Below are 19,829 nucleotides of genomic sequence, written 5' to 3'. Positions count from 1 at the left end.
ACCGAGCGTTTCAAACACCTTCAAATACCGCAGCGGCACGAGCCATGCGGTACGGCATGTTCTGCGGATTCAACCCGGCCACCACAGAGATATGCGTGTCACAGTCCTTTGATAATTGGCCAATTCTGCCGGCTTCAAATAACTCGACAGCCAGACCATACGCAGCCGCATGGCCCAGCTAGCGACCCCTTGGCTGCGCAAATACGCAGGTCGGCATTCGCTGATAATGATTCCGTTTACTCGACTACCAATGGCGCAGCGGCACCGACCATACGACGCCGAACATATCCAAGCGCCAGTCCGCTAGGAAAGGCCTGAATAATTGCCGTCATCCCCGCGAGGCGCTCTTCAACAGCCGAAGGCTGGTCAAGCGGGAATGACGATCAAGAGCGAATTGTTCAGAGCTTCCCTAGCTTCGCAGGTATGAAGCGCCGTTGATGTCGAGGATGCAGCCGGTGGCAAACATCATGCCGTCGGCGGTGAGGCGGACGACGGCCTGCGCAACCTCATCCGGCGTGGCGACGCGGCCGAGTGGGCTCTGCTTGCGGATGCCCTCGCCTTCGGGACCGTCCAGCAAGGCGGCGGCCATGTCGGTGTGGACGAAGCCAGGAGCGACCACGCCAACGAAAACGCCGTGCGGCGCCAGCGCCTGGGCGAGCGATTGGGACATCTGGTTGAGCCCCGCCTTGGCCGCGCCATACGGCAGCGCGTCGGGCTCGCCACGGAAGGCACCACGCGAGGAAATGTTGATGATCTTGCCGCCGCCTTGCCGGATCATGGCCTGGGCCGCGAGATAGCAGAGATTGGCGGGAGCCACGAGGTCGACGGCGAGCGTGCGGGTCCAGGTTTCCTGCCAGGCAGCAAAATCGAGGTCGGCCAGTGGCTTGACTTCGAAGATCCCGGCATTGTTGACCAGGATATCCAGGTGCCCGTGATGGACGAGTACTTGCGCAATCAGCTGCTCGCACGCCACCGGATCTGTGAGGTTGGCGCCGAACGCCTGGTGCCCAGTCCCCGGCAACGATGCAATCAACCGCACGGCCTCGTCGCGACTGTGGTTGTAATGGACGGCCACCGTGCCGCCCAGTTTTGCAAACGCGACCGCCGTGGCGCGGCCAATACCGCGTGCGGCTCCCGTGATCAGGATTACTTTGCCGGAAAAGTCCATTAACTCGTTCCCCTTGGCGTATTGCCCGTAATTCCAGAAGATTGCTTTACTTCCGTTTTCCCAGTCTACATTTCAACGGCGATGGCCAACCACCCTGGCAGGTGCGGCCACTTGCCATCAGCACAAGCACTGGACCAACCACTGCATCCCCCGATCACGCGATCGTTATTTGGACGTCTGGATAGCCGTAATGTGACCCCCAGGAAGGGCCATGGTTCTTTGAATGGCTCGGCGGGAATGGGACCTCAGGTGCGATCTCGCCAAGCCGACCTTGGATTATCTCGTCGGACGTCCGGACGGCCGCGATATAGCCCCTCCCCTGGCTTTGCCGGGGAGGGGTTCCAGTCTATTGATGGAGTTCCCACCCCGCCCTCACCAACACAAACAAAAAGCGCCCCGCTGGGGCGCCTTGTATTTCTGGCGGAGAGAGTGGGATTCGAACCCACGGAAGGTTTGACCCTTCGCCGGTTTTCAAGACCGGTGCCTTAAACCACTCGGCCATCTCTCCGTTGTCTGCACAACCGTGGTCATGCTATCAGGAACGCGGTGGTGACTGACCAGGGCGGCCCTTGTGTGCGAGGGCGATGAGGCAGCCGACCAGGATGGCGACCGGGATCAGGCCGCCGAGCAGCGGGAACAGCAGCACGGGCTCGCGCACGACCATCGGCACCAGCTGGGTGGCGCCGGCAAACGCGATGGCGCCCAGGCGCAAGCCACGACGGGTTCGGGCCAGCCAGAAGCTTGCCAGCACCACGACGAGTGCCACGGCGCTCAGGTCGAAGTCGAGCCTGGGCATCGGCCAGACTCCCGAAAACCCGAGGCGCATGCCGAGCACGCACAGGAGCACGGTCAGCAGGAACAGGCTGGCGCCCTTCTCCACCTGGTTCCACGAGCGGGCCGGCACGAGTGTCGGCTGTACGGCCGGGGTGTTCACGCCGCACGCTCCCATGCCGGCATGCGGCGTGCGTGATGCGCAGGGCGCCGCTCGCGACACACCGCGTTCACGCGATGCGCCCCAGCCCCGCCATGTACGGACGCAGCGCGGCTGGAATATTGATGGCCCCGTCGGTGTCCTGGTAGTTCTCCATTACCGCGATCAGGGTGCGGCCGACCGCCAGGCCGGAACCGTTCAAGGTATGCACCAGCTCGGGCTTGCCGGACTCGGGGTCGCGCACGCGCGCCTGCAGGCGACGGGCCTGGAAATCCTCGCAGTTGGAGCAGCTGGAAATCTCGCGATAGGTCTGCTGGCTCGGCAGCCAGACCTCGAGATCGTAAGTCTTCGCCGCGCCAAAGCCCATGTCGCCGCTGCACAGCAGCACCTTGCGGTAAGGCAGCTCGAGCTTGCGCAGGACGGCCTCGGCGTGGCCGACCATTTCCTCCAGTTGCGCGTAGGACTGCTCGGGGCGCGTCACCTGCACCATCTCGACCTTCTCGAACTGGTGCTGGCGGATCATGCCGCGCGTGTCGCGGCCGTAGCTGCCAGCCTCGGCACGGAAGCACAAGGTGTGCGCGGTGAGCCGCAGCGGGAGCGCCTCGGCCTCCTGGATGGTGTCGCGCACCAGGTTGGTCAGGGCGACCTCGGCGGTGGGGATCAGGTAGCGCTTGACCTCGTTGACGCGGGTGGAAAACAAGTCTTCCTCGAACTTTGGCAGTTGGCCAGTGCCCTGCATGCTCTCGGCATTGACGATAACCGGCACGTTGCACTCGAGGTAGCCGTGCTCGGCCACGTGCAGGTCGAGCATGAACTGGCCCAGCGCGCGATGCAGCCGCGCCAACTGGCCGCGCAACACGGTGAAGCGCGCACCGGAAAGCTTGGCACCGGCCTCGGCATCAAGCCAGCCGTGCCGCTCACCGAGCTCGACGTGGTCCTTGACCGCGAAATCAAACGCCCGTGGCGTGCCCCACCGCGCGACCTCGACGTTGTCGTGCTCATCCTTGCCCACCGGCACCGAGGCATGCGGCAGGTTGGGAATGCCGAGCGCGACGTCGGCAAGCTTCGCCTGCACTTCGGCCAGGGCTTGTTCGTTGGCCTTGAGCTGGTCACCGAGGCCGGCAACCTCGGCCAGCAGCGCGGCAATGTCCTCGCCCTTGGCCTTGGCCTGACCAATGGCCTTGGAGCGGGTGTTGCGCAGGTTCTGCAGATCCTGGGTCTGCTTGGACAGGCGCTTGCGCTCGGTCTCGAGCGTCTCGACCGCGGCGACATCCAGCGCGTAGCCGCGCTGCTCCCGCAGGCGCGCCGCGGTCTCGGCCAGATGTGAGCGCAGCAGTGCGGGGTCCAGCATGATCGGCTTCCGGTACGGACATGAATGGCTGATTATCCGCGCTCGGCCATATATGCCGCAACGCAGCGCCGATTGCAGTTCGCTTCCCTGTCGTCATTCCCGCGAGGCGCTCTTCAACAGCCGAAGGCTGGTCAAGCGGGAATCCAGTGCCTTTGGCAGCCCTACCGCGTTCAAGAGCCTGGATTCCCGCTTTCGCGGGAATGACGACGGACGGTGTTTCGACATCCCGGCACGGTACCGTGGATGAGGCAAAGGCAGTTCCGGAAGCGTTCCGGACAACAGTGCGCTTTCGCGGGGATGACGATGGAACGTAACGTCGGGTGCAAGGTGGAAGAGTAAGCCGATGCATTTTGAGTGAGACGCTACGGCGAGCCTCCGTCGCCCCGGCGGGCCTTCTCGCGCGCGGCACGCAGGGCCAGCAACTTCTCGCGCAACTGGCCTTCCAGGCCGCGCGTGGTCGGCTCGTAGAACACCGTGCCGACCAGTGCGTCGGGCAGGCATTGCTGGTCCAGCGCGACACCGCCTTCCACGTCGTGGTCGTACTGGTAGCCCTTGCCATAGCCCAGGCCCTTCATAAGCTTGGTCGGCGCATTGCGCAGGTGCATCGGCACCTCCAGCGTGCCACCGGCGCGGATGGCGGCGTTGACCCGGTTGAACGCGGCATACACGGCATTGCTCTTGGGCACGACGGCCAGCCAGATCACCAACTGCGCCAGGGCGAGATCGCCTTCCGGGCTGCCGAGACGCTCGTAGGTGTCCCAGGCATCCAGCGCCATGCGCCAGGCGCGCGGCTCGGCCAGGCCGACATCCTCCACCGCCATGCGCGTCATGCGCCGCGCCAGGTAGCGCGGGTCGACGCCACCGTCGAGCATGCGGCACAGCCAGTACAGCGCAGCGTCCGGGTCGGACGAGCGCACGGATTTGTGCAAGGCCGAGATCTGGTCGTAGAACTGCTCGCCCTGCTTGTCAAAGCGGCGCGTGCGGTCGGCGAGAACCTGGGCCAGGGTGTCCTCGTCGATGCGGCCGTCGGTGGCCAGCTCCGCGGCGATTTCCAGCAGGGTCAGCGCGCGCCGCACGTCGCCATCGGCAGCCTGGGCAATCGTCGCCAACGCGGTGTCGGCCACCTGCAGTTGCAGCTTGCCCAGGCCACGTTCGGCGTCGGCCAGCGCACGCTTGAGCGCGACCACAATGTCGTCGGTGGACAAGGGATCGAGTACGTGCACGCGGCAGCGCGACAGCAGCGCGGAATTCAATTCAAAGGACGGGTTTTCCGTGGTGGCGCCAATGAAGATGATGACGCCGCGCTCGATGTGGGGCAGGAAGGCATCCTGCTGGGTCTTGTTGAAGCGGTGCACCTCGTCGACGAACAGCACGGTGCGCCGCCCCTGGGCAAAGTTCGCCTCGGCCTCGGCCAGCGCCTTGCGCACCTCGGGCAAGCCGGACAGCACGGCCGAGATGGCGCGGAATTCGGCATCGGCATAACGCGCGACCAGGAGCGCCAGCGTGGTCTTGCCGGAGCCCGGCGGCCCCCATAGCACCATGGAGTGGATGGCCCCGGCTTCCAGCGCACGCCGCAGCGCGCGGTCCGCGCCCACCAACCGCGGCTGGCCCACCATTTCATCCAGGGTCCGCGGGCGCATGCGTTCGGCGAGCGGCTTCAGCGCCTCGGCACCGGCATCGGCAAACAGGTCGGACGTGGGGTTGCGGGGCATGTGCGGCATCATAACCCTGGTTGGCGGGCGCTCATCTCGTCCGCACGGAGTTGTCCGCATCGCCTGTACGACACACCGCAAGCGCCGGTGAGTATCTGCGTGATCAGCAGCTTGTCCGCCTGTATACACACGAACAATGCGGCAACCGTGGAAGCATGGGCGTGAGCGCGCTCAGCCCTTGATCGGCCGCACCGACATGACCGGCGCGTCGCCGATCACGTCCACGCCCTTGGGCGGCACGAAGTTGAACGTACCCGCCGGAATCTCGACGTTGCGCTTCCAGCCGGAGAAGCGGATGTCCGTGGTCGCGCCCAACTGGTCGCGGAAGGTCATCCGCGCCAGCCCGTCGGCGCTGAAGCCGAGGTCGGCGTGGTCGAACTGCGGGTCGGCCGCGCGGGACACCAGGCGTAGCCACAGCAGGCCGTCGCGCGAACCCTGCTCGGTCACCTTGAAGTCCTGGTCGAGCTGCTTGACGTTGGTGAGCACGGTCAGCGGGCTGTGCGCCTCCTCGGTGCTCTGCACACGCACCGTGACCTGCTCGAGTTCCGGGTCGTACATCCACACCCGGCTGCCGTCGGCGACGATGGTCTGCCGATAGGGCTTCAGCGTCTCCCAGCGGAACTGCCGCGGCGCCTGCAGGGCCAGCGTGCCGCTGCTGGTCTTGCTGTCACGGCCGTTGAGGTCGGTGACGGTCTGCTGGAAGTTCCCGGTCAGCGCGTGCAACCCGGAAGCAAACGCATCGAGCCGTGCCCGGGCCTGGCCGGTAACGCCCTGGGCAGCCGCGCCCGACGTGAACAGCAATGCCGCGATGGACAGCACGAAGGCAAGCGATTTCATTGAGTTTCCAACGAATGGTGGAAGCGATGGATTATGGGAACTGCCGCCTTAACCAAGCCGGAGGGGCAGATCCCGAACCAGGACCCGGCACAGAGCCACTCTCCTCGGGTTGGCATCAGGGCTGTCGCGGCGCCGGCGCGAGCGTCGGACCCGGCTCCCCCAGCATGGCGATGGCCTGCACAAAATCATCGGCATAGCGCAGCGTGGTGCCGTCGGGGACGATGTGCATGGCCTCAAGCACACGTGCCGGCTGCGGCTGCAGACCAGTGAAGATCAGGGCGATACCCTGGCGGCGGCAGCGTGCAACCAGATTGCCAATGGCCGTGGCGCCGGAGGCATCGATCATGGGCACCTGGCGCAAGCGCAGGATGAAGACACGCGGCGGACGGCCGAACGCCCGCAGCACATCGTCGATGCGGTTGGCCACGGCAAAGAACAGCGGGCCGGAAACGCGATAGGCCTCGACGTCATCCGGCAGGCTTGCCCGCTGGTCCGACGGGCGAGAGCCGTCGACGACGTCCTCGTCGTATTCGACCAGGTCGACGTGCGATTCCAGGGCGACGATCTCACTCATCCGGTGCATGAACAGGAACGCCGCCAGCACGACACCAAACTCGACGGCCACGGTGAGGTCGACCGTCACTGTGAGTACGAAGGTGACCACCAGTACCAGGCGATCGCCGATCGGCGAGCGCAGCAACTGCCGGATACGTTCGATCTCGCTCATGTTCCAGGCCACGATCAGCAACAACGCCGCCATCGCCGGCAACGGCACCTGGTTCGCCAGCGGTGCGGCCGCGACCATGAAGATCAGGATGAACACGGCATGCGCCATCCCTGCCACTGGCGAGCGGGCGCCGGCGCGTACATTGGTGGCCGTACGGACAATCGCACCGGTCGCCGGCAAGCCGCCGATCAGTGCGGAAGCACCATTGGCCACGCCCTGTGCCACCAGTTCGCAATTGGAGCGATGACGCCCATCGATCATGCCGTCGGAAACCACGGCGGACAGCAGCGACTCCACCGCACCCAGGAACGCGATGGTGAATGCACTCGGCAGCAGCTCGTGCATGCGCGCAAGATCGAACGATGGCAGGTGCGGCAGCGGCAATTCGCGCGGTATCGGGCCGAAGTGCGACACAATGGTTTCCACTGGCAGCTTGAACAGCATCGTCGCCAGCGTGGCCAAGGTCAGCGCGATGAGGAATCCCGGCCAATTGGGCCGATAGCGGCGCAGCGCGATCAACAACGCCAGTGTCGCCAGCGCCAACGCAGCCGCAGCCGGATTGACGCTGCCGGCATGCGCCAGGTAGCTCTGCCAGCGCGCGAAGAACTCGGCCGGCAACGTGGCGATGTCCAGCCCGAACAGGTCCTTGATCTGGCTGCTGAAGATGCTCACGGCAATGCCGGCGGTGAAACCGGTGATGACCGGTTGCGGCATGTACCTGACCAGGGTGCCCAGGCGCATCAGGCCGGCCAGTATCAACATGGCCGCGGCCATCAGCGTGGCCACGATCAGCCCGTCGTAGCCGTACTTCGCGATGACCCCGAACACGACCGGGATGAACGCTGCGGTCGGCCCCCCGATCTGCACGCGCGACCCACCCAGCAGCGAGATCAGGAAGCCGGCGACGATGGCCGTGTGCAGCCCCACGGCGGGCGACGCCCCGGAGGCAATGGCCAAGGCCATCGACAATGGCAGGGCAACGATCGAGACCGTCAGCCCCGCCATCACGTCCCGGCGCAGGTCACCGAGACCGTAGCCGGAACGCAGCGCCGTAACCAGCTTGGGCACATAGAGGCGCCAGGTGAAAGCACGCTCTGACATATGCGACCGGACCCAATGCGGAAATTCGCGAGTATCGCAGAACTGCGACGGAAGCTGGCTCAGTTTTTTGGCGGCGGCGGGGCAAGCACTTCGCGGTTGCCGTTGTGCTGCGGGGCGCTGACCACGCCATCGCGCTCCATCTGCTCCACCAGGCGCGCGGCGCGGTTGTAGCCGATGCGCAGGTGGCGCTGCACGCCCGAGACCGAGGCGCGTCGGGTCTGGGTAACGATCGCCACTGCCTTGTCGTACAGCGCGGCCTCGGCGTCGCCGCCTTCCTCGCCATCCATGGGCAGGCCCGCATCGCTGATGAACTTGCCATCGCCGGTGGGCTGCACTTCCTCCAGCACGCCCTCGACGTAGCGCGGCGCGCCCTGGGCCTTGAGCCAGGCGACCACGTTGTGCACCTCGTGATCGTCCACGAACGCACCATGCACGCGCTCCGGCGTGGCCGTCCCCGGCGGCAGGTAAAGCATGTCGCCGTTGCCCAGCAGGGTCTCCGCCCCGGACTGGTCAAGAATCGTGCGCGAGTCGATCTTGGAGGACACCTGGAAGGCGATGCGCGTAGGGATATTGGCCTTGATCAGGCCAGTGATGACGTCCACCGATGGACGCTGCGTGGCCAGGATCAGGTGCACGCCGGCGGCACGGGCCTTTTGCGCCAGACGCGCAATCAGCTCCTCGACCTTCTTGCCGACGATCATCATCATGTCGGCGAATTCGTCGATGATGATGACGATGTTGTACAGCGGCTCCAGCGGCTCGGCGCCAAGGTTTGGCATTTCCGGATTCGGCTGGAACAGCGGGTCGAGCAGCGGCTGGCCGGCGTTCTGCGCCTCGCGCACCTTCTTGTTGAAGCCGGAGAGGTTGCGCACGCCGACCGCAGCCATGAGCTTGTAGCGCCGTTCCATCTCCGCCACGCACCAGCGCAGGGCGTTGGCGGCCTCCTTCATGTCGGTGACCACCGGCGCCAAGAGGTGAGGGATGCCCTCGTACATCGAGAGCTCAAGCATCTTCGGGTCGATCATCAGCATGCGCACGTCGCTGGCGCTGGACTTGTAGAGCAGCGACAGCACCATGGCGTTGACCGCCACGGACTTGCCCGAACCGGTGGTGCCGGCCACCAGCAGGTGCGGCATCTTCGCCAGGTCCACGACCACCGGCCGGCCGCCAATGTCCTTGCCCAGGGCAAGCGCAAGCGGCGAGCGCTGCTGGTCGTATTTGTCCGAGCGCAGGATTTCGGAGAGGTACACGATCTGCTTGCGCGTGTTCGGAATCTCCAGGCCGATCACGCTCTTGCCCGGGATCACGTCGACCACGCGCACACTGACCACGGACAGGCCGCGCGCGATGTCCTTGTCCAGGCTGGACACCTGCGAGCCGCGGATGCCCGCGGCTGGCTCCAGCTCGAAGCGCGTGATCACCGGCCCCGGATACACGCCGACCACCTTGGCCTCGATGCGGAAGTCACGCAGCTTCAATTCCACCTGGCGCGAGAGCACCTCGAGCGTCTCATCCGAATAGCCGGCTTCCTGCTCCGGTGCCTCGTCGAGCAGCGACAACGGCGGACGTTCGCCGGGGGTGGCCGGGCCGGCAAACAAGGGGATTTGGGTTTCCAGCCGCGCCCGTTCGCTCTTCTTCACCGGCGCCGGCGGTGCCTCGATGCGCACCGGCTCGCGCCCGGCCTGGCGCACGGCCTCGGTCTTCTTCACCACGTCACGGCGAGCACGCTCCTGGCGCGCCGCAAGCTCCTGCGGCAGCTCGCGCAGCCGGCCGCGGACCCAAGCGGCCAGGCGCAGCACCGCCTGCCCGGTCCAGTCCATCACCTTGAACCAGGACAGGCCGGTGGCAAATGTCACCGCCACCAGGAACACCGCCAGCAGGAGCACCGGCGCACCCTTGATGCCGAAGGTGTCGAGCAGGCCGTGGCCCACCCACATGCCGACGATGCCGCCCACGCCCTGCGGCAACACCGGGCTGTCGAAGTTGAGGTAGAACAAGGCTGGCGTGGTGATGAAGAAGAACACCCAGCCAATCAAGCGCAGCGACGGCTCCCAGGGCCGCGTCGTGCGTTCGCCACGCTGACCCAATACCTGCACGCCAAGCAAGAGCAGCAGCAAGGGGAAGAAATATGCGGCCAGACCAAAGACGTAGCGCAGCAGGTTGGCGATATTGGCCCCGACCAGGCCGCCGAAGTTGCGCACCTGCTCCGAACTGCCGGCGTGGCCCCAGCTCGGATCCTGATCGTCATAGCTGAACAGGCACAGCAGCAGGTAGGCCGCCAGCGGGATGAGCAGCAGCGCGCCAGCTTCGCGCAGGCGACGCCGGGTCTCCTCGCTCAGGCGTTCCTTGGGCTGTTGCCTGGCGTTTGCGCTGTGCGCCACCTTCGATAGCTTCCTTCGCCTGCGATCCACGCGCAAAGCATACCTTGCCACGTCGCGCAAAATGGTCGCAGGGTCGGTGAAAGCCGCCGGTCAGCCTTGAATCGCCGCCGGCCATTCCCCATCCTTGACGAGCTGTGGGCTACGGTCGCACCGCGCCCATCGATCGCTCCACGCACGCGCAAGTCGCTTACTGCCCAACGCAAGGTATATTAATCATGTCCACGCCCACGCACAGCCGCCTGCTGATCCTTGGCTCCGGCCCGGCTGGCTACACCGCCGCGGTGTACGCCGCACGTGCCAACCTCGAGCCGACGCTGATCACCGGCCTCGCCCAGGGCGGCCAGCTCATGACCACCACCGACGTGGACAACTGGCCAGGCGACGTGGAGGGCCTGCAGGGGCCGGCCTTGATGCAGCGCATGGCCGAACATGCCGAGCGTTTCCACACCAAGATGATCTTCGACCATATCCATATGGCGGACCTGGCGCAGCGCCCGTTCCGCCTGAGCGGCGATTCCGGCGAGTACACCGCCGACGCGCTGGTCATCGCCACCGGCGCCACGGCGAAGTACCTCGGCATCGCCAGCGAGGAAAAGTTCAAGGGCAAGGGCGTGTCCGCCTGTGCCACGTGTGACGGCTTCTTTTTCCGCGAGCAGGACGTGGCGGTGATTGGCGGCGGCAACACCGCCGTCGAGGAAGCGCTGTACCTGTCGAACATTGCACGCAAGGTGTACCTGGTGCACCGCCGCGACCAGTTGCGCGCCGAGAAGATCATGCAGGACAAGTTGTTCGAGAAGGCCGCCGCCGGCAAGATCGAGCTGGTGTGGAACCACACCGTGGACGAAGTGCTCGGCGACGACAGCGGCGTCACTGGCCTGCGCGTGAAGGAAGTCGGCTCCGGCTCCACACGCGACATTGCTGCCACCGGCTTCTTCGTGGCGATTGGCCACACGCCAAACACCGGCATCTTCCAGGGCCAGTTGGAAATGCACGACGGCTACCTGAAGATCCACGGCGGCCAGGAGGGCATGGCCACGATGACTTCGGTGCCCGGCGTATTCGCCGCCGGCGACGTCGCCGACCACGTTTACCGCCAGGCGATCACCTCGGCCGGCTTCGGCTGCATGGCGGCCCTGGATGCCGAGCGCTGGCTGGACCAGCAGACGCCCGCCTGAGTGCGGCCCGCCGGCCCGCGCTGCACCCGGCGCGTCGAGTGCTGCCTGCCGGCCGGACCGCATCTCTCCCCGCCATCCCCGTACCGCCACGTCGTCATCCCATACCCACCATGTCGTCATCCCCGCGCAAGCGGGATCCAGTGCATCTGGGCGCCAGTAAAAGCCAAGGCACTGGATTCCCGCTTGCGCGCACTACTGTCCGGAACGTTTTTGGGACCGCCTTGGCCTCGTCCACGGCATCGCGCCAGGACGCCGAAACCACCCCGGCGTCATTCCCGCGAGGCGCTTTTCAACGGCCGAAGGGCCGGTCAAGCGGGAATCCAGTGCTTTTGGCCCTTACTGGTCGCCTGAAAGCACTGGATCCCGCTTTCGCGGGGATGACGCCGAAAGGTTGCGGTCCAGGGCGAGACAAGAGATGTGAGCCACCATTTTTGAGTCCGGGTTGCACGCGACAGCCATTTGGCTATGTGGCGCAATGTTTTGGTCTCGAGATACGAATTTATTCCGGACAGCAGTGCGCTTGCGCGGGAATGACGACGGGCGGTGTCTCGACGTCCGGCGCGATGCCGTGGGCGAGCAAACGCCGCGCCGAAGACGTTGCGGACAGCGGCGCGCAACAGCGGGATGGCGGACCGTGGCGAAGCTGGGCGACTGTTCAATCAATCACCGGCACGCAAGTCGCGGGCGACGCGGAAGCCGACCCGCGCGCTGCGCACGTCGGCGCTCACACCCTGCCGGTAGCCCGAATTGACCTGCTCGGGCGAGCTGCCCCACGAGCCGCCACGCACCACGTGCGCCGCGCAGCCGGGATTGAGCCAGGCACTTCCGTCGCCTGGCGCATGCACGTAGTTGTCGTGCCAGCAGTCGGCCACCCATTTGGACACGTTGCCATCCATGTCGTACAGGCCAAACGGGTTGGCGGTAAAGCTCATGACTGGCGCCGGGCCCCAGTAGCCGTCGCCATAGCCCTTGAACGCATGGCTCCAACGCCGTCCCTGGGGTGACTTGTCTTCCGAGCCGGTGAGGTTCTCAACCTTGCCCTTGGGAGTGCCATCGCCCCACCAGTAGCGCGTCGTAGTCCCCGCCCGCAGCGCGTACTCGAACTCGGCCTCGCTGGGCAGGCGATAGGGCTTGCCGGTGCGCGCGCTGAGCCATTGCACGTACGCCATCGCGTCATTCCAGGAGACGTTGATGACCGGCAGGTCGTCGGCCGCCTTGGCGCCCACGTAGTCGCTGCTCCAGCTGGCTCCCGGATCGGCACGCAAGGCGCCGCTGCGTTCGTCGTAGACGCTGCCGCCGCCGAGCTTCACCGAGTCGGGCACATAGCTGCTGGCGCGCACGAACTGGCGGAACTCACCGACGGTGACGTCGCTGCGCGCCAGGGCGAAACCTTGGGCAATCGTCACCGGGTGCTGTGGCACCTCGGCGCTGCGGCCGCCCGCGCTCGACGGCGAGCCCATGCGGAACTCGCCCGTCGGGATCACCACCATGGCCGGCGCGCTGCCGGCCATGTCCACGAAGCGGTCGACAAAGACCTGACCCGGCTGGAAGTCCGCGTACAGCCGAGCGTTGTTCAGGCGCACATCGAAGCGGGCCAGGGCCTCCAGTTGCGGGTTCAGCTCCCGCGCCTGGTCGGCGAGCTTCCCCGCCAGCGCAAGGTTGCCGCCATCCAGCGCGGAACCCGCCTGGGACAGGAAGCCCAGTGCACGCTGTTCGCGCATCTGTTCGACGCGCGAGCGCGTGTCGCGCCATTGCGGCGAATCGGGGACAATCCGGGTCGCCTCGGCCAGTGCCTGGTCGGCGCCCTTGAAATCGTTTTGGGCAATGGCCGCCAGCGCCCGATCGAGGACCACGTGCTGCACGTTCAACAAGCCTTGCGCCGCCACCGCATTGTTGGGGTCGAGGGTTTGCACCTGGCGATACACGGCCAGCGCGTTGTCGCTGGCCGGCCGGTCGGCCCGGCCCTGCTGCAGGAGGTTCGCGGCGTGGGCCAGCATCGGCCGCACCTTGATCAGGGTCTGCAGCTTCGCCTCCAACTGCGCGACCTCGTTCGCGGTGTTTGGCAAGGTACGCAATGCCTCGAGCACACTGCTCGCCGAATGCTCATCGCCAGTGGCGAGATCGCGATCCACCTCGGCCACCAGGCGGGCGCGCACGTCGAGCAGGCCCTGCGCTGCCCTGCGGCTGTCCGGCTGCTGCCGCAGGGCTTCGGCGTACAGCGCGGCTGCGCTCTCCTTGCCCCCAATCAGCTGCCCGGCGCGCAGCGCGTTGGCGGCACGGCCGAGCAAGGCCTGTACGGCCGCGCTATCCTTGCCCTGCTGCTCCGGCAGATTCGCAGCAGCGCCGACGCGGGCCGCGATGACTGCAGTCGGTGCCAAGGTCAACGGCGGTCCGGCATTGAGCTCGGCAGCGGCCGAATCATTCCGCGACGATCCCACTCCAGGCGGCGGCGACGCGCCGAAGCTCAGGACCCGGTACGGCGCGCGCTCGGTATCGACGTGCAGGGCGCGCGGAAAAAAGTGGTAGGTCAGCGCAAATGCCAGCACCAGTACGCCCAGCGCGCCGCCGGCCGCACGCTGATGGCGCAGGAGTGCATTTTTCGGCATGGATGGCGCCCTCTGCGCGACCTGTCGTGATCCGTCCGTCACCATAGGCACAAATGGCCATGAGGGCAACGCCGTCCCGGCCCGCGATACCACCTATCATCTTTCAGGAACCTGCATGACCAATGACAACAGCCGCAACGCCACCTGGATCGAGCAGCCCGAGGTGCTGCAGGAGTGGCTGGCCGCGCTGCCGCCTGCGGCGGCCGTGGGCGTGGATACCGAGTTCATGCGCACACACACGTTCTTTCCCGAGCTCGCCCTGCTGCAGCTGGGCTACGGCGCGCACCAGGCGCTGGTCGATCCGCTGGCCTGCAAGCTGGACGGACTGCTGCAGTCCTCGCTCGGCGGCGCATCGATGGTCACCATCATGCACAGCGCCAGCGAGGACCTGGAAGCGCTGGCACCTGCCCTGCCGCAAGGCCCCGGCACCCTGTTCGACACCCAACTGGCCGCGGCCCTGGTGGGCATGGGCCTGGGCGTGAGCTACCGGGCCCTGGTGCAGGCGCTGGCCGGGGTCGAGCTGGACAAGGGCGAGACCCGCTCAAACTGGCTGCAGCGTCCGCTCACCCCCGCGCAGCGCAGTTATGCCGCGCTCGATGTGGTCTACCTCGACACTTTGCACGAACAGCTGTCGGCCCGCCTGGAGCAGTGCGGGCGCAGCGCCTGGCACGCCGAGGAATGCGCGCGGCTCAAGCAACGCGGCGCCAGCCAGGATCCCGACCCGCAGCCACAGCGCGCCATGCGCGCGGCGGCAGATTGGCCGTTGCCGAAGCAAGCCCTGCTGCGCCGCCTGCTGCTGTGGCGCGACGCCACGGCCCGCCAACTCGACGTGCCGCGTCCGTGGCTGCTGGCTGACGCGCTGGCGCTGGATCTCACCCACGAGCCGCCGACCACATCGATAGCATTGGAACAGCGCAGCCGTGGCCAGCGCGCCTTGCGCTCGGCGCAGCGCAAAGACTTGCTGGAAGTGCTCGGTCGCCCGCTGGAGGACGCGGAAATCGAAACCACCGCCCCCATCGTCGGGCACGCCCAAGGCGCCAGCAAGGCGGCGCTCAACGCGATGAAGCAGCACGTCGACACCGTGGCGAAACAGTTGGACCTGCCCTCCGGCCTGCTCTGCCCGCGCAAGGTATTGGAGGAATTCGCCGTCACCGCGGCGTGGCCCGCGTTCCTCGACGGCTGGCGCCACGACCTGCTGCACGACCGCCTGACGACGCTGCTGCCCGACTGAACCGGGCCCCCTCGCCGGAAAAGCCTTGGCGGGCCCGCCCGCCCACTGGTAACATGCGCAACTCGCGTGGGGCGGTAGCTCAGCTGGGAGAGCGTCGCGTTCGCAATGCGAAGGTCGGGAGTTCGATCCTCCTCCGCTCCACCAATTCCCCTGGCGACGAAGTTGGGCTGACCAGCGGCAGATGGCGCATGGTCAAGCCGCTCCGCCGTCCTCGACTGCGCTGCTGAAGCGGGCCAGCAACTCGGCCTGCACGTCGTGCATCTCGTCGCCCTCGACGGGCGTGGCGTGCACATAGCTGCCATCGGGCTGCATCAGCCAGGCGCTGACGTTGTCGTCCAGGTACAGCTGCAGCATGCCGCACACGCGGGCCTGCAGGCGCTTGCCGGTGATCGGGAACGCGGTCTCCACGCGCCGGTCGAGGTTGCGTTCCATCAGGTCGGCGCTGGACAGGTACAGCTTGGGCTGGCCGTCGTGGGCAAACCAGTACACCCGGTTGTGCTCGAGGAAGCGGCCCACGATCGAGCGCACGCGGATGTTCTCCGACACCCCTGGCAGGCCCGGCCGCAGGCAGCAGATGCCACGCACAACCAGGTCCACCTGCACCCCGGCACAGCTGGCGCGGTACAGGGCGCGCATCAGCTCGGGCTCGTTCAACGCGTTGACCTTGATGATGATGCGCGCCGCCTTGCCCGCCTCGGCAAAGGCAATCTCCTGCGCAATCAGCTCCAGCAGGCCGCGCTTCAGAGTGAACGGCGAGTGCAGCAGCTTGCGCATGCGCAGTTCCTTGCCCATGCCGGTGAGCTGGCGGAACAGGCGGTGCACGTCGTCACACAGCACCGCATCGGCGGTAAGCAGGCTGTAGTCGGTGTACACGCGCGCATTGCCGGTATGGTAGTTGCCGGTGCCAAGATGGGCATAGGACGCCAGCCGCCCGTCCTCGCGGCGCTGGATCAGCAGCACCTTGGCGTGGGTCTTGATGTCGACCACGCCATACACCACCGTAGCTCCGGCCTGCTGCAGGCGCGCGGCCAGCGACAGGTTCGATTCCTCGTCGAAGCGCGCGCGCAGCTCGACCACGGCCGTCACTTCCTTGCCCACGCGCGCGGCCTCGACCAGGGCGTCGACCACTTCCGATTTCGCATTGGTGCGGTACAGGGTCTGCTTGATCGTCAGTACCTGCGGGTCCTTGGCGGCCTGGCGCAGCAGGTCGACCACCGGCGCAAACGATTCGAACGGATGCAGCAGCAGGACATCGTGGCGACTGACGACCTGGAACAGGTCGTCGGCCTGCTTGAGCACCTTGGGCAAGGCGGGAGTGAAGGCTGGATAGCGCAGCCGCGGATGGTTGGCCTCGCGCACGATGCGGAACAAGCGCGACAGGTTGACCGGACCCTTCACCTCGTACAGGTCGGCGGCGGCCAGGCCGAATTGCCGCAGCAGGTGCTCGGCAAGATCCGGTGGGCAGTTGTCGGCCACCTCCAGGCGCACCGCGTCGCCGAAGCGCGATGCGTACAGCTCGCCACGCAGGGCGAGCGCCAGGTCCTCCACATCCTCCGGCTCCAGCGACAGGTCGGCATTGCGGGTCAGCCGGAACTGGTAGCAGCCAAGCACGCGCATGCCGGGAAACAGCTCGTCGACATGCGCATGGATGATCGAGGACAGCAGCACGTAGTTCTCGCCGTCCTCGCAGACCTCGGCCGGCAGCGGGTTGAGCCGCGGCAACACACGCGGCGCCGGCACGATGGCCAGTCCCGAATCGCGGCCAAACGCATCCACGCCTTCCAGGCGCACGATGAAATTCAGGCTCTTGTTGACCAAGAGCGGAAACGGATGGGTCGGATCGAGGCCGATCGGGGTCACCAGCGGCACCACTTCATGCTGGAAGAAATGCCGCACCCAGGTCGCCTGCTGGTGCGTCCACTGCGAGCGGCGCACGATGCGGATGCCGTGGCCGGCCAGTTCCGGCAACAGCTGCCGGTTGAGGATCGCGTACTGGCGGGCAATCTCGCGGTGCGCGATGACGCTGATTTCGGCCAGCGCCCGCCGCGGCTGGATGCCGTCGGGGCCAACGAATTCGTGGTCCAGCGCGATCTGCCGCTTCAGTCCGGCGACGCGGATCTCGAAGAACTCGTCCATGTTGCTGGAGAAGATCAACAGGAACTTCAGCCGCTCCAGCAGCGGCACCCGCGGGTCCAGCGCCAGGTCGAGCACGCGGATATTGAACTGGAGCTGCGAGAGCTCGCGGTGCAGGTACAGCGCGCTGTCACTGAACCCGGCCATTGCCGGCCCGGCCACCGCGTCGTCTGTGGGCATGCTTGCCGCCGCTGCTTCAGGCAGCGGCGAACCGTGGTGCACAGGCATGGTCATCGATTCCGCATCCGGCCAAATGAACAACGATGCCTGCATGGTACCCCGGCATGCGTTGCGGACTCATGTACGCAAGGTCACCAACGCATGGCTGTCGCGCCCTCAAGCGCCGACGATCACCGGCTCGGGCACGAGGGTGATGCCGAAGCGCTCGTGCACGCCGCGCATCACCTGCTGCGCCAGGGCCCACAACTGCGGCCCGCTGGCGTGGCCATGGTTGACCAGCACCAAAGCGTGCCGATTCGAGACGCCGGCATCACCCTCGCGCAGGCCCTTGAAGCCACAGCGCTCGATCATCCAGGCAGCCGACAACTTGCTGTGCCCATCGCCGGCTGGCCAGGCCACCAGGTCCGGATACGCGTACTTCAGCCGCGACGCCTCGGCCGGCTCGACCAGCGGGTTCTTGAAGAAGCTGCCAGCATTGCCGATCACTGCCGGGTCGGGCAGCTTTTGCGTACGCAGGCGCACCACGGCCTCGGCGACGTGGAACGGCGCCGGTCGCTCCACGCCCATGCGCTGCAACTGCTCGGCGATGCCGGCGTAATCGGTGCGCACCGGCCGTTCGCGCGGCAGGAGGAAGCGCACGGCGCTGACGATGTAGCGCTCCGGCTCGCGCTTGAACACCGAGTCGCGATAGCCGAACGCACACGCCGTGCGATCCAGGGTAGCCACGCGACCGGCGGCCCGGTCCCAGGTTTCCACGGCTTCCACGAACTCGGCGACCTCGCTGCCGTAGGCGCCGATGTTCTGCACCGGCGCGGCGCCGACGCTGCCGGGGATCATGATCAGGTTCTCCAGACCGGCATAGCCCTGGGCCAGCGACCAGCGCACGAAATCGTCCCAGCGCTCGCCGGCCGCGACCTCGATGTGGTCGCCCGCGGCGTCGCTCTCCACGTGCACACCGCGGGTGGCCATGACCAGCACGTTGCCGGGGTAATCGCCGGCGAACAGGACATTGCTGCCCTCGCCCAGCACCAGCAGCGGACGGTCCGGCAGCAAGCCGAACTCCAGCACGGCAGGCAGGCTGGCCACATCGCGAAGTTCCACCAGCCGCCCGGCGCGCGCGGCGACGCGCAAGGTGTTGCGGGCCCCCAGGCTGGCGCCGTCCAGCAGCATATAGCCACCCATATCCACGCCGGCCGCCGGTGCACGGGTCTCGACACCATCAGCATCGAATGGCTCATGCGCCATGCTGGCCCACCTCCAGGGTACCGGCGCGCTGCCGGCGGATTTCGTCCACGCATTCACCCACCAGGTCCGGCCCGCGATAGATGAGTCCCGAGTAGAGCTGCACCAGTGACGCCCCGGCATCGAGTTTCTCCGCCGCGTCGGCACCATCGAGGATGCCGCCCACGCCAATCAGCGGGATACGTCCCTGCAGGCGCTCGTACATGCCAGCCAGCACCGCGGTGGAGCGCGCGAACAGCGGCTTGCCGGACAAGCCGCCGGCTTCGCCGCCCAGCGGATCGGCCTCGACCGCCGCGCGCTCGAGCGTGGTATTGGTGCAAATCACGCCGTCGATGCCGGTGCGCAGCAACACCTCGGCTATCGCATCCATTTCCGCCGCGGAGAGGTCCGGGGCAATCTTCAGCAACATTGGTTTGCGCCCGCCGTGCTGCGAGCCCAAGCGCTCCTGCGCCACGCGCAACATGGCGATCAGGCGATGCAGCGCCGCCCGGGCCTGCAGGTCACGCAGGCCGGCGGTGTTCGGCGAGGAGACATTGATCACCACGTAGCTGGCGTGTGCATAGACCTTGCCCAGGCACATGAGGTAGTCATTCCCCGCCTGGTCGTTTGGGGTGTCCTTGTTCTTGCCGATGTTGATGCCAAGCACGCCGCGGTACGAGGACTCCTGCACGTTGCGCACCAGCGCATCCACGCCGGCGTTGTTGAAGCCCATGCGGTTGATGATGGCCTCGTATGCGGGCAGGCGGAACAGGCGAGGCTGCGGGTTGCCCGGCTGCGGGCGCGGCGTCACCGTGCCAATCTCGATGAAGCCGAAACCCAGCGCGGCCAGCGCATCGAGATGCTCGCCATTCTTGTCCAGGCCGGCGGCGAGGCCGACCGGGTTTGGGAAGCGCAAGCCGAACGCCTCCACCGGCAAGTCCGCCGGCACGCGGCTGATCCGGCGCGTCAGCCGGGTACGCTGCACCACGTCCAGCGCGGCCAGCGTGAGGCCATGGGCACGCTCTGCATCCAGCTTGAACAGCAGCGGACGCAAGCAATCGTAGAAGCTCGGCAT

The 19,829-nt window shown here is 66.6% G+C and carries 13 protein-coding genes and 2 tRNA genes; 3 read left to right on the top strand and 12 right to left on the bottom strand.

The genetic code is table 11. The features are described from left to right. Positions 1-409: 409 nt before the first annotated feature. From AC3WJB_RS08975 to AC3WJB_RS08940, 8 genes are all read right to left on the bottom strand, one after another. Positions 410-1,168: an SDR family NAD(P)-dependent oxidoreductase gene (locus AC3WJB_RS08975; RefSeq protein ID WP_492680744.1), complete on the bottom strand. Its 759-nt coding sequence runs from the start codon at positions 1,166-1,168 to the stop codon at positions 410-412. Between the two features lie 418 nt (positions 1,169-1,586). Beyond that, positions 1,587-1,676 (bottom strand) — tRNA-Ser (locus tag AC3WJB_RS08970). A 27-nt stretch (positions 1,677-1,703) separates the two neighbouring features. Continuing rightward, positions 1,704-2,102, bottom strand: a complete 399-nt coding sequence (locus AC3WJB_RS08965; RefSeq protein WP_492680742.1) for an LrgA — start codon at positions 2,100-2,102, stop codon at positions 1,704-1,706. Between the two features lie 67 nt (positions 2,103-2,169). After that, a complete protein-coding gene (serS, locus tag AC3WJB_RS08960) occupies positions 2,170-3,450 on the bottom strand; it encodes a serine--tRNA ligase (RefSeq protein ID WP_492680740.1) in 1,281 nt (426 codons plus the stop codon). Between the two features lie 362 nt (positions 3,451-3,812). Continuing rightward, positions 3,813-5,162 carry a replication-associated recombination protein A gene (locus tag AC3WJB_RS08955; RefSeq protein ID WP_492680738.1) on the bottom strand — a complete coding sequence of 450 codons (1,350 nt, stop codon included), beginning with the start codon at positions 5,160-5,162 and terminating at the stop codon, positions 3,813-3,815. Positions 5,163-5,333: 171 nt separating this feature from the next. Next, positions 5,334-5,999 (bottom strand): outer membrane lipoprotein periplasmic chaperone LolA, encoded by a 666-nt coding sequence (gene lolA / locus AC3WJB_RS08950; RefSeq protein ID WP_492680736.1) that lies wholly within the window; start codon positions 5,997-5,999, stop codon positions 5,334-5,336. 115 nt (positions 6,000-6,114) lie between these two features. Then, positions 6,115-7,827, bottom strand: coding sequence for a SulP family inorganic anion transporter (locus AC3WJB_RS08945; protein WP_492680734.1), 1,713 nt, complete (start codon positions 7,825-7,827; stop codon positions 6,115-6,117). 59 nt (positions 7,828-7,886) lie between these two features. Continuing rightward, positions 7,887-10,208 carry a DNA translocase FtsK gene (locus AC3WJB_RS08940; protein ID WP_492680732.1) on the bottom strand — a complete coding sequence of 774 codons (2,322 nt, stop codon included), beginning with the start codon at positions 10,206-10,208 and terminating at the stop codon, positions 7,887-7,889. A 215-nt stretch (positions 10,209-10,423) separates the two neighbouring features. Here AC3WJB_RS08940 and trxB point away from each other — a divergent pair, with 215 nt between their 5' ends. Then, positions 10,424-11,383, top strand: a complete 960-nt coding sequence (gene trxB, locus AC3WJB_RS08935) for a thioredoxin-disulfide reductase (protein WP_492680730.1) — start codon at positions 10,424-10,426, stop codon at positions 11,381-11,383. Positions 11,384-12,042: 659 nt separating this feature from the next. On the opposite strand, the gene AC3WJB_RS08930 is transcribed toward trxB, so the two are convergent. Further along, positions 12,043-13,989: a formylglycine-generating enzyme family protein gene (locus AC3WJB_RS08930; protein ID WP_492680728.1), complete on the bottom strand. Its 1,947-nt coding sequence runs from the start codon at positions 13,987-13,989 to the stop codon at positions 12,043-12,045. A gap of 115 nt (positions 13,990-14,104) precedes the next feature. Here AC3WJB_RS08930 and AC3WJB_RS08925 point away from each other — a divergent pair, with 115 nt between their 5' ends. Then, positions 14,105-15,220 (top strand): ribonuclease D, encoded by a 1,116-nt coding sequence (locus tag AC3WJB_RS08925; protein ID WP_492680726.1) that lies wholly within the window; start codon positions 14,105-14,107, stop codon positions 15,218-15,220. 68 nt (positions 15,221-15,288) lie between these two features. After that, a tRNA-Ala gene (locus AC3WJB_RS08920) sits at positions 15,289-15,364 on the top strand. 48 nt (positions 15,365-15,412) lie between these two features. On the opposite strand, the gene ppk1 is transcribed toward AC3WJB_RS08920, so the two are convergent. The 3 genes from ppk1 to AC3WJB_RS08905 all read right to left on the bottom strand — a co-directional run bounded on the left by ppk1 (position 15,413) and on the right by AC3WJB_RS08905 (position 19,829). Next, positions 15,413-17,533: a polyphosphate kinase 1 gene (ppk1, locus tag AC3WJB_RS08915; RefSeq protein ID WP_492680724.1), complete on the bottom strand. Its 2,121-nt coding sequence runs from the start codon at positions 17,531-17,533 to the stop codon at positions 15,413-15,415. A 156-nt stretch (positions 17,534-17,689) separates the two neighbouring features. Further along, positions 17,690-18,715 carry a UDP-N-acetylmuramate dehydrogenase gene (gene murB, locus AC3WJB_RS08910; RefSeq protein WP_492683148.1) on the bottom strand — a complete coding sequence of 342 codons (1,026 nt, stop codon included), beginning with the start codon at positions 18,713-18,715 and terminating at the stop codon, positions 17,690-17,692. A 52-nt stretch (positions 18,716-18,767) separates the two neighbouring features. Beyond that, positions 18,768-19,829 (bottom strand): quinone-dependent dihydroorotate dehydrogenase, encoded by a 1,062-nt coding sequence (locus AC3WJB_RS08905; protein ID WP_492680722.1) that lies wholly within the window; start codon positions 19,827-19,829, stop codon positions 18,768-18,770.

It is taken from the genome of Rhodanobacter sp. FW510-R10, from assembly GCF_058781105.1.
Note: the sequence above shows the minus strand (reverse complement) of the source record. Positions and strands in the feature narration are given on the sequence as shown.

Coding starts and splice junctions, on each gene's coding strand:
- AC3WJB_RS08975 (WP_492680744.1), bottom strand. CDS start 1,168: ATGGACTTTTCCGGCAAAGTAATCCTGATCACGGGAGCCGCACGCGGT.
- serS (WP_492680740.1), bottom strand. CDS start 3,450: ATGCTGGACCCCGCACTGCTGCGCTCACATCTGGCCGAGACCGCGGCG.
- AC3WJB_RS08955 (WP_492680738.1), bottom strand. CDS start 5,162: ATGCCCCGCAACCCCACGTCCGACCTGTTTGCCGATGCCGGTGCCGAG.
- lolA (WP_492680736.1), bottom strand. CDS start 5,999: ATGAAATCGCTTGCCTTCGTGCTGTCCATCGCGGCATTGCTGTTCACG.
- AC3WJB_RS08945 (WP_492680734.1), bottom strand. CDS start 7,827: ATGTCAGAGCGTGCTTTCACCTGGCGCCTCTATGTGCCCAAGCTGGTT.
- trxB (WP_492680730.1), top strand. CDS start 10,424: ATGTCCACGCCCACGCACAGCCGCCTGCTGATCCTTGGCTCCGGCCCG.
- AC3WJB_RS08930 (WP_492680728.1), bottom strand. CDS start 13,989: ATGCCGAAAAATGCACTCCTGCGCCATCAGCGTGCGGCCGGCGGCGCG.
- AC3WJB_RS08925 (WP_492680726.1), top strand. CDS start 14,105: ATGACCAATGACAACAGCCGCAACGCCACCTGGATCGAGCAGCCCGAG.
- ppk1 (WP_492680724.1), bottom strand. CDS start 17,533: ATGCCCACAGACGACGCGGTGGCCGGGCCGGCAATGGCCGGGTTCAGT.
- murB (WP_492683148.1), bottom strand. CDS start 18,715: ATGGGTGGCTATATGCTGCTGGACGGCGCCAGCCTGGGGGCCCGCAAC.
- AC3WJB_RS08905 (WP_492680722.1), bottom strand. CDS start 19,829: ATGCCGAGCTTCTACGATTGCTTGCGTCCGCTGCTGTTCAAGCTGGAT.